We start from the raw sequence: 13748 nt of genomic DNA on the forward strand, positions 1-13748 counted from the left end.
AGGATCTGACGCCGGGGGGCGCGGGGGGATTTGGGGGCACGGGTCATCACACTCATCGCCGCCCTGGCGGCGATCATCACGCTGGCCGCGCCGTCCACGACGCGCGCGGCCGATGACTTTGCTCCGCCCGCCCTCACCATCAACCGCGCCGACTGGCGCGCGGCGCTGGAGCAGCTCCGCTCCGAACTCAACGCGGCGCCCGAGGTCGCTGCCGACTTCGCTCTGTCCGCGCACCGGAGCAGCGTTTCGGCCGGCGATGCGCGGCGCAGGCCCGCGCTGGTCCAGCTCAACGGCGTGACCTCGACCATCTTCACGGGGATCGGACGCAGTCCGGTCCCCGTTTTGCTGCCGTTCGACGCCACGTCCTATCTCGCCGCGCGCCGCAGCGCCGCCATCGCGGCGCGCGATCTGCCGCGCTATCAGGCCGACTTCCAGACCGACCTGTTCGATGCCGGCCCGTCGGGCTACGACGCCGTGTTCTCGCTGCCGCCGGAGATGACCTCCGGCCTGCCGCCGCGCGTCTTCGCAAAGCCGGTCGAGATCCAGATCACCGGCTCGCTCCTCACCTACGATGTCGCCGATCCCGCCGGCGGCAAGGGCGAAGGCGTCAAGGCGCTGTCAGCGCAATATCCCGATCTGCGCCGCTTCATCCGCGAGGGCTATGTCCGCTACGCCTTCACGCGTTTCGGCGTGCCCTATGTGGTCTCGATCCAGTGCCTGGACAGCGCGCCGCGGCCGCGCCGGCTCGCCTGCCGCGAGGCCTATCCCATCGCCGAGCGTTTCCTCAAGGCGCTGCGCATCGCCGGCGGGAGGCCGTCGCGAATCCCGCCGGAGATCGCGCCGCTCGCCGCCGAGCGCCCGCTCACGCTGGATACCGATTTCACCTATCGGCCCGTTGGCGACATCGTCGCCAACAGCGGCGGACGCGGCCGGAGCGGGCGGGCCGACCGCACCGTCTATTCGCAGATCCGCTATCCGCTGGATGCGCCGGCCTATGTGCATTCGCAGTCGTTCGGCCGCCGGCGCGCGAGCGACAAATTCGACCAGCCATGGAGCCAGTATCCCTGGCGCGACAATTTCTGCGAGGCGCGCAGCTTCAACGTCGGCCAGTGCGCCAGCGGCTTCGGCCATCAGGGCCAGGATCTCAGGCCGGGCGCCTGCCCGGTGCGCCGCGACGGCGCCGACGGCTGCAACCCGTGGCGGCAGCGCGTGCTCGCCGTGCGCGACGGCGTCGTGATCCGCTCGACCCGGCAGCAGGCCGTGACGGTGCAGGTCAACAGCGGCACCGAGCACATCCGCTTCCGCTACATGCACATGAATCCCGCGGCGATGGATGCCGACGGCCTGCTCAACGGCCGCAGCCTTCGCGAGGGCGAGCCGATCGGCGTGGTCTCGAACTATCTCGACCATCCCAACGGCACCACGCGCCATCTGCATTTCGACGTCCAGTTGTTCACGCGCGACGGCTGGATCTGGGTCAATCCCTACGTGACGCTGATCACAGCCTATGAGCGCCTGATCGGCGGCCGCGGCCGCGAGGTCGGGCTGGAGGAGATCGCCGCGTCGCCGCCGTCGACGACCGGCGCACTCGGATCGTCACCGCTCGGACCAGCGGCCGACGCCGCCGCGGCGCGCGACCGGAACTGATCGCCGGCGAGCCCGGAACCGGGACCCACCGCTCCGGGTTGTCTGGTCAGGAGGATCGCAGATGATGACAGCCAACCCGCATCGCAGAGCCGGACCCGCGCTCGTTTCAACCGCGATTGCGCTGCTCTGCGTGGGCGCGCTGACGATGCTGGTGCGCGACCGCTGGCATCCGCCGGAAATCAAGTCCGCCGAGGCGGCACGGCATTCGATGACCGGCCAGGTCGCCCGCGCCGCCGGCGCGCGCGTGATGCCGACCGACCCCAGCCTCGCGGTCGAGCCGAAGCCGGAAGGTCCCCAGCGGGCGCAGCCGGCGAATCCGTTTTGAGCGCAGCCCCCTTGCTGATCAGTTCGAGCTGACTGCAAGCGGCATGTGTCTCTTGCAACTCCAAGGAGACGGCCAAGGAGCAAGAAGTCATGCCGACCACTTGTCCTCTTCGCGGCGGTGCTCCTCGGCGTTGAGACGATCCGCAATCTCTTGCGCCATCGCCTCGTTCTTCGTCGTTGCGATCGGCTTGCCGTCCTGGCGCTGCACGCGCTCCTTGTCGGCTTCCAGCGGAAAATCCTCCGGCTTGAGCGGTTCGTCCGTCCCGGTCATGCGCGCCTCCTCTGCCTCCCGCGTATAATCCGCCGGGCCGTGCTGCGGTTCCGGACAACTCACGAAGCCGCCCGCACCGGCCGCTCCGCCGGCGTCCAGCGGAAGGCGACGCCATAGCGATTCCAGAGATTGATCACGCCGACCGCCGACGTCAGGAACACCAGCTCCGTTTCCGAGAATTCGGCCCGGGCCTGAGCATAGACCTCGTCGCTGACGCCGCCCTGCAGCGTGGTCAGCGCCTCGGTGAACGCCAGCGCCGCGCGCTCGCGGGCCGAGAATTGCGGCGCCTCGCGCCACACCACGACGAGATTGATCTTGTCGGCGGACACGCCGAGCTTCTCGGCCAGCAGCACATGATGCTGCACGCAGAATGCGCAGCCGTTGATCTGCGACGCCCTGATCTTGACGAGTTCGAGCAACTGCTTGTCGAGGCCGGCCTTCGCCGCCTGCTGACTCACCGCAAGGATGGCATCGTAAAGCTCCGGCGCCTGGCTCCGGAACGCGGTGTACTCGCTTCGCGCATGTGACATGGGCCTGTCTCTCGTGTTATCAGATGTCTGACAACTTATCAGGGCTCTGATGATATGCGCAAGGCACCGGAATTGACGACCGCGCGAGCGCCGCGAAAGGCCGGCCCCGCGCGTCGGCCCAGGAGTCAAACCCGGACTCGACCCAGGACGGCGGCCCGCCCGCCATCGCCCGGCGAGGGCAAGCGCGGCGAGGATGGCTACCTCGCCTATCTGCTGCGCCAGGCGCAGGCCGCGGCGCGGCTGTCGCTCGACCGCGCGCTCATCCCAACCGGGCTGACCCATCCGCAATTCGTGGTGCTGACGATGCTGAAGGCCTATCCCGGGCTGTCCGGCGCCGACCTCGCCCGCGTCGCGCTGCTGACGCCGCAGACCGTCAACGTGATCATCGGCAATCTCGAACGCGACGGCGCCATCGAGCGCACGCCGCATCCCGTCCATGGTCGGATGCTGCGATGGAGCCTGACGCGCCGCGGGCTGGCGCTGTTGGCCAAGGCGCGCCGGCAGGCCACCATCATCGAGCGCAGGCTTGCCCGCGGCTTGAAACGGAGCGAGCTCGCGACCATCCGCCGCTGGCTGGCGCACGTCGCCGCCGACCTCCACGGCGCCTAGCGGGTTCCCGCCGCTCCCAAGGCTTTGCCGCGCCCCGCCCTTACCGGGTAGACTGGCGCCATGACCCAGCCCGATTCCATGACCCGCCGCGCCTTGCTCCGCTCCGGCTTTGGCGCTGCCGCGCTGCTCGTCCCCGCGCTGCCGGTAGCGGCTGCCCCAGCCGAATTCGAGACCTGGCGCGACGGCTTTCGCGCCCGCGCGCTTGCCAAGGGCATCTCGCAGGCCACCTGGACCCGCGTCATGGCACGGCTCGAGCCCGACATGACCGTGTTCAAGGAGATGCGCAACCAGCCGGAGTTCAAGGAGCAGCTCTGGCAATACATCAACCGTCGCGTCTCCGACTGGCGCGTCATCAACGGCAAGATCGCGCTGCAGAAGAACGAGGCGCTGTTCGCCCGCATCGAGAAGGACTTTGGCGTCGAGCGCGGTACGCTTCTCGCGCTGTGGGGCGTCGAGTCCGCGTTCGGCGATCCCCTGGTGCAGCAGAACCACATGCGCCCGGTGTTTCCGGCGCTCGCCGCGCTCGCCTGGAACGAGCCGCGGCGCAAGGCCTATTGGGAGACCGAGCTCACCAATGCGCTGAAGATCGTCGACCACGGCTGGAGCACGCCGGAGGAGATGCGCGGCTCCTGGGCCGGCGCCATGGGTCACACGCAATGGATGCCCGAGGTCTGGCTCAATGTCGGCTTCGACTATGACGGCGACGGCAAGATCAACCCGTTCGGCCGGCCCGACGACGCGCTCGGCTCGACCGCGCGCTATCTCGTCAACCGCGGCAAATATCACCGCGGCGAGCACTGGGGCTACGAGGTGCGCGCGCCCGGCAACATGTCTGGCAGTCGCAGCTATGCGGCGTGGCAGGCGGCCGGCGTCACCCGCGCCGACGGCCAGCCGTTCCCGCAGCCCAATGCGTCAGCGCAGCTCTGGATCCCGGTCGCAGGCGGCCCCGCCTTCCTGCTCGGCCCGAACTTCTACTCGGTGAAGTCCTACAATCCGGCCATGAGCTACGCGCTCGCGATCTGCCATCTCGGCGACCGCATCCTGGGGGCACCGCCGTTCCTGCAGCCCTTCCCCGGCTCCGAGCGCGCGCTGACCTTGGCCGAGGTGCAGGAGATGCAGAAGCGCCTGACCGCAGCTGGCTTCGACACCGGCGGCACCGACGGCCGCGTCGGCAACGACACCATGAAAGCGATCCGCGACTTCCAGGCCAAGGCCGGTATCACCCCCGCCGACGGCTATGGCGGCTTGAAGGTGCTGGCGAAGCTCAGACAGGGCGGGTAAGCGCTCGCACTCCAGTGCGCAAACCACCTCTACTTTTATTTTTTTGTACGAGCCATTTTTGATTGCCGCATGCCCACCGCCTCGACAAAATGGCTGCGTCACAATCCATTTTCATGAGCACGGACAATTCCATGAAGGCAATCGATCGACCATTCACAAAGATCATAAACGGCATCACCCAGTTCGTAATCCCCGTATTCCAAAGAGACTACAGTTGGACCGAGACGCAGTGCGAGCAGCTTTGGAAGGACTTGGTTGCGATCGCCGCCGATCCCAGCGAGCGTGGACACTTTCTAGGGTCTGTCGTTTATATTTCGACAGGCGATTCTTCTGCAGGCTTTACGCGGTGGCTTCTTGTGGATGGACAACAGCGCGTAACAACGTTGATTCTGCTCCTTGTTGCGCTACGCGATCATATAAAGGAAAGCAACTGGAGCGGGGCAGACGAAGGCCCAACCGCCAGACGAGTGGATGCGTATTTTCTTAAGAACCTTCAGGAGGACGGTCCACGCCACCATAAACTCGTACTAAGACGGCGTGATCAAGCCACGCTTCGCGCCCTGCTCGACGAAGCCGAGTTACCAGCCGACTCATCAGACCGAATCCGCGACAACTACGAGTTCTTTAAGGAACAACTCAAGTCTTCTGATCCAGATACCGTATATCGAGGCATCGGCCGACTGATCATCGTTGACGTGACGTTGGATAGAGGGGTCGACGATCCACAGCTGATCTTTGAGAGCTTAAATTCGACAGGCATGGACCTTAGTCAGTCCGATCTAATCCGCAACTTTATCCTGATGCGCCTGCAAGAGCAGGACCAGACCCGCTTCTACGACCAGTATTGGTGCAAGATCGAAAATCTATTTCGCGGGTCCGAAAAAACCTTTGATGCTTTCGTCCGCGATTTTCTAGCTCTACATACACAAGCAAGTAAACAAGAAAAGACCGAGAACATATATTCAGCGTTTAGGCGAGAATTCAGCTCCATCGGAACAGATACGTTTGCGCTAGGCACGTTTTTGCAGAAGCTTCTAACGTTTGCTCGATATCATGCAGCCTTTAGTATCGGGACCGACACGCCCGGTCCGTTGAAACAGCCCTTTTCTAACTTACGCAAGCAGGTCGATGTACCCGCCACGTTGATCATGCGCCTTTATGCGTGTCACGATGCAGGGAGCTTAGTTGAATCCGACTTCGTTAGAGCCGTCGAATTGCTTGATAGCTACGTCTTTCGCCGTGCAATTTGCGGCGAACAAACCCGAGGTTACTGGCAGGTTTTTGCGAACCTGGCCTATCGTATCGATCCATCCCGCCCACTTGAATCTCTTCTGGTCGGCCTGGCATTGCAGCGTGATGCATATCGATTTCCCGACAACGAAGAATTCAGGAACGCCTTGGAAGAACGGGATATTTACGGAAAGCGCGTCTGCTTCGATCTCCTTGATAGACTAGAGAATAATAGGAACAGAGAGCCGACCGACACGAGTGGATATTCGATCGAACATGTAATGCCTCAAAATCCGAAGCTCTCGCTCGAATGGCGCAAAATGCTCGGAGACAACTGGCGCGAAATCCAGCGCCAATGGGTTCATCGCCTTGGGAATCTAACTCTCACCGGGTACAACAGCACTTATTCCGATCGCCCCTTCGCCGAAAAGAAAACGATCAGAGGCGGATTCGAGGAAAGCTCAGTTCGACTCAATCGGTTTATCCGAGATCAGTCCGTCTGGACATCTGAAGAAATGGAGAAAAGAGGAAAGAAGCTAGCAACGGAAGCACTTTCTATCTGGCCTTCCTTGACCGTCGACCAGCGCCTGGTTGACATTGCAAGAGAGAAAGAAATGAGAGCGCAATCGTTGCAGCAAGATGTGGGCAAGATACCCATGACTCAGCACGCGAAATACTTATTCGACGTTCTTCGTACGAAACTCAAAGAAATCGATAACAACATTATTGAGTTAGCTGAGGATAAATCTATTAGCTATCATGGACCCGACTTCTTTCTCGAAGTTTTGCCAAGAAAAAATCGGCTGACATTATTGCTCAACCTTGAATTTAATGAAGTGGATGACCCCCTATCAATTGCGCGAGATACGTCGGAATTTAAATTTATCGTGAATGCCGTTTACGAGGGAGGAGTTTTGGTTTCAGTTTATGATCTAGACGACATCGAAAAGTCTCTACCGATTATTAGGCAAGCGCGGGAGCGAAGTTAGCCCACGAACCCTGATTTGTTGCGACGGGTCCGAACTTCTGCTCGGTCAAATCTTACAATCCAGCGCCATTGTTGCAGGCAGCGAGATACCCAACCTGATGTCAACACGCGCAGGCGTGATCACGGCTTGGCCGTCGCCTCGCGGTGGCCGGACCTCGACGCCCGCGCCTTGGGCTGCGACGCGCTCGCCGCCTTCACGCGGATGCGCACCGAGCCGCCGCCCTTGGACTGTTCCTCGATCTCGAAGCCGCCCGTCTTGCGCACGAGGTCGCTGAGCTTGCGGCAGCCATAGGTGCGTGGATCGAAGTCGGAGACCAGGTTGGAGAGCTGCTTGCCGACCTCGCCGAGCGCGACCCAGCCGTCCTCGCTCTCCATCTGCGTGATGACCTTCTTGATCATCGGCGTCGCCGCGCTGATCGGCAGCAGCGACTTCGGCGCCGCAGCGCTGTCCGCGTCCTTGCTGCTCGCCGCGTCGCTGCGCAAATTCTCCGTGTAGATGAACCTGCGGCAGGCCTGCCGAAAGCTCTCCGGCGTCTTCTGCTCGCCGAAGCCGAACACGTCGATGCCCTGCTCGCGGATGCGCGCCGCCAGCCGGGTGAAGTCGCTGTCGGACGACACCAGGCAGAAGCCGTCGAAGCGTCCGCTATGCAACAGGTCCATCGCATCGATCACCAGCGTGATGTCGGAGGCGTTCTTGCCGGTCGTGTAGGCGAACTGCTGCTGCGGCACGATCGCGTGGCGCGCCAGCGTATCGGCCCACGGCCTCGAGCGCGGGCTGGAGAAGTCGCCATAGATCCGGCGCACGCTCGCCTCGCCGATCTTGGCGATCTCCTCGAACAGCCCGTCGACGATCTTGGCGGAGGCATTGTCGGCGTCGATCAGGACGGCCAGACGCGGCGAGCGGGGTTCGGACGGCATCAGATGGTCCTTGAGTAGGCCTTGGTCTCATTCCTTATACGCGGACCGACGTCCATTCGAATGATTTTCTTGAGGCGAATGACGGGACTCGCGATGCGCGACAGGGCGCGGCCACGCGAGGCGCGGCGTGCAGAGGCCACAGAGATATGCGCTGCTGCGCCCCCCACCATTCGTATACGAACAAATTCCGGGTTCCCGGCCTGTTCTGGCGATCGTTTTCACCTTCCCTTAATTTGGGTCGCACAACGATGCGCCCACCCAACGATGGGATCTGCGGCAGATGATCAAGGAAGGCACTTATTCGGCCTGGTTCAGGACCCCCAAAGGCCAGGGAACCGGGATCGTCGAGCTGGTGGGCGGCAAGGTGTGCGGCGGCGACACCGTGCTGAGCTATGCCGGAAGCTACGAGGCCCATGGCGATCGTTTCACCGCCATCATCAGGACGAAGCGCCATGCCCCGGGACAGCCGTCGTTGTTCGGCCCGGACGAGCTGACGCTCAGCCTCGAAGGATGCTGCAGAGGCACGCCCGTCACGTGCACCGGTTATGCCGCGGAAGCACCCGACGTGCCGTTCGAGGCGTTGCTGCTGTTCTCGGCGTCCGACGACGCCCCATCTCCGCCCGCGCCCCGGCCGACGGCAAAATTCAGTCCCGATCATCTGCCGAAGCCGTCCTGGCGCTAGCATCCGACGCGATTGACGTCATCCTTTCCCCTGGGAACCGAACGCCTACGCGGTCGCAGCGGCAGCTTGCGTTCGGCCACGATCCGCACCGGCGGAAACACGACGCAATCAATCGCATCGGAGGTTGATCGCCAGGGCCATCGACGTCCTGCTCAAGGAACCGACGCGCTGATCTTGCCGACGAGATCGAGGAAGCGCTGCGTTCGGACGCCTGTCCGATTCACGGCCAGATCGACCAGCTCGACGACCACCAGGTGCTTCGAGGGAACGACCACGATCTGCTGTCCGCCGTAGCCGGAGGCAAAATAGCCGCTGATGCCGGATCGGACGCTGCTGAAGGTCCACCAGAGATAGCCGTAACCCCGTCCGGGCTGCTCGGTGTCCGAGAGACGGCTGGTCGATTCCGTCACCCATGTCGGCGGGATCAGTTGAGCCCCATTCCAGCGTCCGCCGTTCAGGAACAGCAGGCCAAACCTCGCCAGGTCTCGCGCGCTCATCCGAAACACATAGGCCGGATGCGACGAGGAGGCTTCCTTCACGTACACGCCGTCTGCGGCGGAGAAATCCTCCATCCCGATCGGCCGGCCGATCCGTCTGTCGAAGCTTGCGAACACGTCGTCGACGGACTGCCGATAGATCGTGCCGAGCGCGTTGAAATCCCAGTTGTTGTAGTACCAGAAACTGCCCGGCGGATGGCTCTCGCGCGCCGGCCGCCTCTGCTTCATCTGCCCCGTCTCATAGGACGCGAGATGATAGACCCCGGAGCGCGCCATCAGTAGCTGACGCACCGTCGCGGTCTGCTCGGCCGGCGAAAGCCCCGGCGGAACGTCGTCGATCTCGAGCGCGGCAAGCGTGCTGTCGAGGTTGATCCGGCCGGCTTCGACGGCGATGCCATACAACGCGCTGAGCAGACTCTTGCGCACGGACCGGACATTGACCTTCGCACCGAGATCGCCGAACGAGGCAACAATGTCGTCGTCCCTCACGACCATGATCGCTGTCGGCTTCTGTTCGACCGCAAACTCCTGCACCTCGCGTGCGATCGGTGCAGACCAGGGCGTCTCGTCCGGGCTTGCCGTCCGCCAATGCAGTCCCGGCTCGGCCTGAGCCCAGGACCAACCCATCGCAAGGATTGCCAGCACGGCAAGCGGACGTCGCATTGGCACGTTCATTCCCGTCTCGACAAAACCGATGTCGAGAATGCTAGAGCAAGACCGACGGACGGTACAGAGGTCACCGGCCATCGATGTCTCTGTCTGCATGGCCGCGGATCTCCACTGCTCGATGACGCAACATGCCCCGTTGCAATTTTTTTATTTTCACCCGCAGCATCAGCCAGATGGCCGCCGCAGCCAGCCCCGCCCTCAAACTTTCCGCTTGCTTTTGTTCCGAAAATCGGAAATAACATCCGCATCCCGTCCTCATGAGAGGGACGTTTCGCGATCGTCATGAACGTGGAGGGCGGGATGCGGTGGCCGCGATCGTGTTGCAGCGTGCTCGATGTACGCGGACGAACGGCAGGTTGCGGACGTGAAATCGCGTGGTCCTGGCGCCCCGATGCTGGCGCCAAGCTCTTGGGAGATGATGATCCCGGGGGCGACGGTGGCTAACAAGCCGGACACCGGGGAGATCGCGTATAAGCGTTAAGACCTCCGCGCAGGGAATGCCGGTTGAAACGGCTTTGCCTGTGGTGACTGCCGCCTGCTTTTTGTTTGCAGGCGGGCCATGGGTGAGGCCTTCACCCGGCATTCCCTGCGCCCTCTTTCATCGGGAGGGTCCTTGACGATGCATCACTCGGGCGCGATGGCGCGGCGGGATGTGAAATCATGCGCGCATTATGGGAAGCGCGACGGCCGTCATACTCCGATGTCGTCCCGGCCTCCGCGCCGGGACCCATACCTACCGGGAGCAGTTCGAGGCACGATCGAGGTGGGCATCTCGTTCTCACAACAACGGCTGCGGCATATGGGTCAGGATCGGCGCTTCGACGACGCACGCAGCTTGTCCGGGACGACTCGTCGATGTTGCTCTACCTGATCATCGCCGGCCCATGGTCCGGCACGGCGACATCGAGCACGCGCAGTTGCACGCGCTCGACACCCTGGTAGCGGTCGACGGTGAGGGTGCCGGCGACGTGCAGGATCTGGCCGCGATGCTGAACCAGGGCGTTGCCGAGCTTCTGGCCCACGCTGCGGAATGCGATCGCATTCACGGCGGCGCCGTCGCCGGATTTGAAGCGCAGCTTGAGATGCGCCTGCCCGACCTCGTCGGCGTAAACCAGCTGATGCGACGGCAGCGCCACGATGGGCTCGGGATTGCCGCTGCCGAAGGGACCGGCGCGATTGAGCGTCGCGACCAGCTCGGGTGTCGCGGCGCGCGCGCTGATGGCGCCGTCGATCAGGATCTCGTTGACGTGACGTGCGTCGGCGACGTCGGCGGCGAGCGCGCTTTCGAGAAAGGCGCGAAACTCGGCCAACCGCTCCTTGCGCAAGGTGACGCCGGCGGCCATCGCGTGCCCGCCGCCCTTCATAAGGATGCCCTGCTCCACGGCGTGGCGGACGGCCTTGCCAAGATCGACGCCCGGAATCGAGCGGCCCGACCCGGTGCCGATGCCGCCCGGCTCGAGCGCGATCGCAAACGCCGGCCGGGCAAACTTTTCCTTGAGCCTGGATGCGACCAGCCCGACCACGCCGGGATGCCAGCCTTCGGATGCGGTCACGATGACGGCGCCCTTGTCCTCCAGCCCGAGCGAGGCCAGCGCCTCCGCTTCGGCCTGCGCTTCGGCCTGCTGCTCGATGATCCGGCGCTCGCTGTTGAGCCGATCGAGCTCGGCGGCGATGCGCGCGGCTTCGGAGATATCGCTTTCCAGGAGCAGGCGCACGCCGAGATCGGCGCGGCCGATGCGCCCGCCGGCATTGATGCGCGGTCCCAGCATGAAGCCGAGATGCCAGGCTTCGGGCGGACCGTTGAGCCGGGCGACATCCATCAGCGCGGTGTGCCCGACATGGTCGCGCCGGCGCATCGCGATCAGGCCCTTGGCGACGAAGGCGCGGTTGAGCGCGATCAGCGGCGCGACGTCGGCGACGGTGCCGAGCGCGACGTGATGCAGCATGCTGAGCAGATCCGGCTCCGGGCGCGTGCTGCTCCAGAAGCCGCGGCCGCGCAGCTCGCGATTGACCGCAACCAGCGTGACCAGCGTCAGCCCGACCGCGGCGAGATAGCCGAGGCCGGAAAGATCATCCGGCCGGTTCGGATTGACCAGCGCCTCGACCTCCGGCAGCTCCTCGCCGCATTGATGGTGATCGATCACCACCACGGACATGCCGAGCCGCCGCGCCTCCGCCAGCGGCTCGAGGCTGGTGGTGCCGCAGTCGACCGTCACGAGCAGCGTCGCGCCCTTGCCGGCGAGCGCCCGGATGGCGTCGACGTTCGGGCCGTAGCCTTCGAAGATGCGGTCGGGAATGTGGATCAGCGGATCGAGCCCGCAATGGCGCAGATGCCAGGCGAGCAGCGCCGCCGAGGTCGCGCCGTCGACATCGTAGTCGCCGAAGATCGCGACCTTCTCGCCCTTGACCGCGGCGTCGGCAATGCGCTGCGCCGCCGCCTCCATCTGCGTCACCGTGAACGGATCCGGCATCAGCTTGCGGATGGTCGGATCGAGGAAGTCGTTGACCGCGTCGATCTCGACGTCACGCCCGGCGAGCACGCGCGCTAGCATCTCGGGCAACTGATAGCGCTGCACCATCGCAAGCGCGCGCGCCGCGCCGCGCGCATCCAGCCGGTCGCGCCACAATTTGTTGGTCAGCGACAGCCGCACGCCCAGGAACGCCTGCGGGGCGCTCAGGGGCAGTGCAAGGGCGGATGGTGCCATGATGCGCGGGGCCTCGCTTGCAGCGCAGCGATTCGAAATGGACGCAGTCGAATCTACAGCAACTGGCCTGCCTCAGCAGGTTCCATCCATGAAACCCACCAGAATCGTCCCAGAACTTGGCGGAACTCACAGGAAATCAGGGAAATGCCGCCATATACGGCTGGTTGCCTAAAATTAGAGCTGCGTTCGATGGAGTGCATTAAACAGCCATTAGGCGAACTCCGTAACATTTCAATCAATTATTACGTCCGATTTGTCCGCCCTCTTCGTGCCGACCAGGAGGCGCGGCAACATGGAGTTCATTGCCGATGCTGACCGCGCCCGAGTTGAAGACGCAGCCCTCCGCCGCTCCGGCACAAACGACTCCCAAGGATGACGAGACCGACGTCTCGGCGCTGATCGCGCGGCTCACCGGCGAGGTCAATCAGATCGCCTGCGAGAAGACCAAATCGATCCAGCAGATCACCAACCAGATGAAGATGCTGGCGCTGAACGCGCTGATCGAGAGCTCGCGGGTGGGCGCGCAAGGCGCAGGCTTCGCCGTGGTGGCCCAGGAGGTGCGCGCCGTCGGCCAACTCGTCGAGACCATCGCGCGCGAGCTGGAGGGCCAGCTCACGACGCGCACCGGCAATCTGAAGAGCTCGATCGAGCGCATGACCGAACGCGCCCGCGGCGAGCGCATGGTCGATCTGGCGCTGAACGCGATCGAACTGATCGACCGCAATCTGTATGAGCGGACCTGCGACGTCCGCTGGTGGGCGACCGACTCCGCCGTGGTCGATTGCGCCGCCGCGCCCGATGCCGCCCGCGTCACGCACGTCTCCGAACGGCTCGCGGTGATTCTCTCCGCCTACACCGTCTATCTCGATCTGTGGCTGTGCGATCCGAGCGGCAAGGTGATCGCCAACGGCCGCGCCGACCGCTTCAACGTCGTCGGCCAGAGCGTCGCCGACACCAAATGGTTTCGCGAGGCGCGGGGCTTGCGCTCGGGCGACGACTACGTCGCCGGCGACGTCGAGTGCCAGCCGCTGCTCGGCAACGCCCAGGTCGCGACCTATTGCGCCTCGGTGCGCGAGGACGGCAAGGCGCATGGCAAGCCGCTTGGCGTGCTCGCGATCCATTTCGATTGGGAAGCGCAGGCGCGCGCGATCGTCCAGGGCGTGCGCGTCAGCGAGAGCGACAAGGCCCGCGTGCTGCTGGTGGATTCCAATCTGCGCGTGATCGCATCCTCGGACGGTCAGGGCATTCTCAGCGAGCGCGTTTCACTGAAGCTCGATGGCAAGCGCAGTGGCTTCTATCAGGACATCTCCGGGCGCATGGTCGCGTTCCACGCCACGCCCGGTTACGAGACCTACAAGGGGCTCGGCTGGTATGGCGTGATCGTGTCGGGCGCGTGA

Annotated in this window: 12 protein-coding genes; 7 read left to right on the forward strand and 5 right to left on the reverse strand. The window is 64.0% G+C overall.

Annotation, left to right across the window (positions count from 1 at the left end; all coding sequences use genetic code 11):
- The first annotated feature begins 30 nt into the window (after window positions 1–30).
- Both ACQR13_RS14445 and ACQR13_RS14450 read left to right on the forward strand, forming a co-directional pair.
- On the forward strand, window positions 31–1647 hold the full coding sequence (locus ACQR13_RS14445; protein ID WP_434862927.1) for a M23 family peptidase: 1617 nt from the start codon (window positions 31–33) through the stop codon (window positions 1645–1647).
- A 61-nt stretch (window positions 1648–1708) separates the two neighbouring features.
- Window positions 1709–1972: a hypothetical protein gene (locus ACQR13_RS14450; RefSeq protein ID WP_315712100.1), complete on the forward strand. Its 264-nt coding sequence runs from the start codon at window positions 1709–1711 to the stop codon at window positions 1970–1972.
- An 87-nt stretch (window positions 1973–2059) separates the two neighbouring features.
- On the opposite strand, the gene ACQR13_RS14455 is transcribed toward ACQR13_RS14450, so the two are convergent.
- Together ACQR13_RS14455 and ACQR13_RS14460 are read right to left on the reverse strand one after the other, a co-directional pair.
- Window positions 2060–2242, reverse strand: coding sequence for a hypothetical protein (locus tag ACQR13_RS14455; RefSeq protein ID WP_315712101.1), 183 nt, complete (start codon window positions 2240–2242; stop codon window positions 2060–2062).
- Between the two features lie 59 nt (window positions 2243–2301).
- Window positions 2302–2772: a carboxymuconolactone decarboxylase family protein gene (locus tag ACQR13_RS14460; protein WP_315751649.1), complete on the reverse strand. Its 471-nt coding sequence runs from the start codon at window positions 2770–2772 to the stop codon at window positions 2302–2304.
- 54 nt (window positions 2773–2826) lie between these two features.
- Between ACQR13_RS14460 and ACQR13_RS14465 the strand changes: the two genes are divergently transcribed.
- The 3 genes from ACQR13_RS14465 (at window position 2827) to ACQR13_RS14475 (ending at window position 6881) form a co-directional block, all read left to right on the forward strand.
- The gene (locus tag ACQR13_RS14465; protein WP_315751650.1) at window positions 2827–3381 is read left to right on the forward strand and encodes a MarR family winged helix-turn-helix transcriptional regulator; all 555 of its coding nucleotides are present in this window, start codon (window positions 2827–2829) and stop codon (window positions 3379–3381) included.
- Between the two features lie 60 nt (window positions 3382–3441).
- Window positions 3442–4662 carry a lytic murein transglycosylase gene (locus ACQR13_RS14470; protein WP_316202035.1) on the forward strand — a complete coding sequence of 407 codons (1221 nt, stop codon included), beginning with the start codon at window positions 3442–3444 and terminating at the stop codon, window positions 4660–4662.
- Between the two features lie 131 nt (window positions 4663–4793).
- Window positions 4794–6881: a GmrSD restriction endonuclease domain-containing protein gene (locus ACQR13_RS14475; RefSeq protein ID WP_434843000.1), complete on the forward strand. Its 2088-nt coding sequence runs from the start codon at window positions 4794–4796 to the stop codon at window positions 6879–6881.
- Between the two features lie 119 nt (window positions 6882–7000).
- Here ACQR13_RS14475 and ACQR13_RS14480 read toward each other — a convergent pair whose 3' ends face one another.
- Window positions 7001–7798: an NYN domain-containing protein gene (locus ACQR13_RS14480; protein WP_316202037.1), complete on the reverse strand. Its 798-nt coding sequence runs from the start codon at window positions 7796–7798 to the stop codon at window positions 7001–7003.
- A 280-nt stretch (window positions 7799–8078) separates the two neighbouring features.
- On the opposite strand from ACQR13_RS14480, the gene ACQR13_RS14485 reads away from it, so the two are divergent.
- A complete protein-coding gene (locus ACQR13_RS14485) occupies window positions 8079–8480 on the forward strand; it encodes a hypothetical protein (protein ID WP_316192595.1) in 402 nt (133 codons plus the stop codon).
- Window positions 8481–8632: 152 nt separating this feature from the next.
- Here the strand turns inward: ACQR13_RS14485 and ACQR13_RS14490 are convergent, their stop codons facing one another.
- Both ACQR13_RS14490 and recJ read right to left on the reverse strand, forming a co-directional pair.
- Complete coding sequence (locus ACQR13_RS14490) at window positions 8633–9640, reverse strand: serine hydrolase domain-containing protein (RefSeq protein WP_315712112.1); 1008 nt, start codon at window positions 9638–9640, stop codon at window positions 8633–8635.
- Window positions 9641–10509: 869 nt separating this feature from the next.
- On the reverse strand, window positions 10510–12351 hold the full coding sequence (recJ, locus tag ACQR13_RS14495; protein ID WP_315826890.1) for a single-stranded-DNA-specific exonuclease RecJ: 1842 nt from the start codon (window positions 12349–12351) through the stop codon (window positions 10510–10512).
- Window positions 12352–12659: 308 nt separating this feature from the next.
- On the opposite strand from recJ, the gene ACQR13_RS14500 reads away from it, so the two are divergent.
- Window positions 12660–13748, forward strand: a complete 1089-nt coding sequence (locus ACQR13_RS14500; RefSeq protein WP_315751656.1) for a methyl-accepting chemotaxis protein — start codon at window positions 12660–12662, stop codon at window positions 13746–13748.

Origin of the sequence: Bradyrhizobium sp. HKCCYLRH3059, assembly GCF_051168035.1 — a bacterium.
Lineage (GTDB): Bacteria > Pseudomonadota > Alphaproteobacteria > Rhizobiales > Xanthobacteraceae > Bradyrhizobium.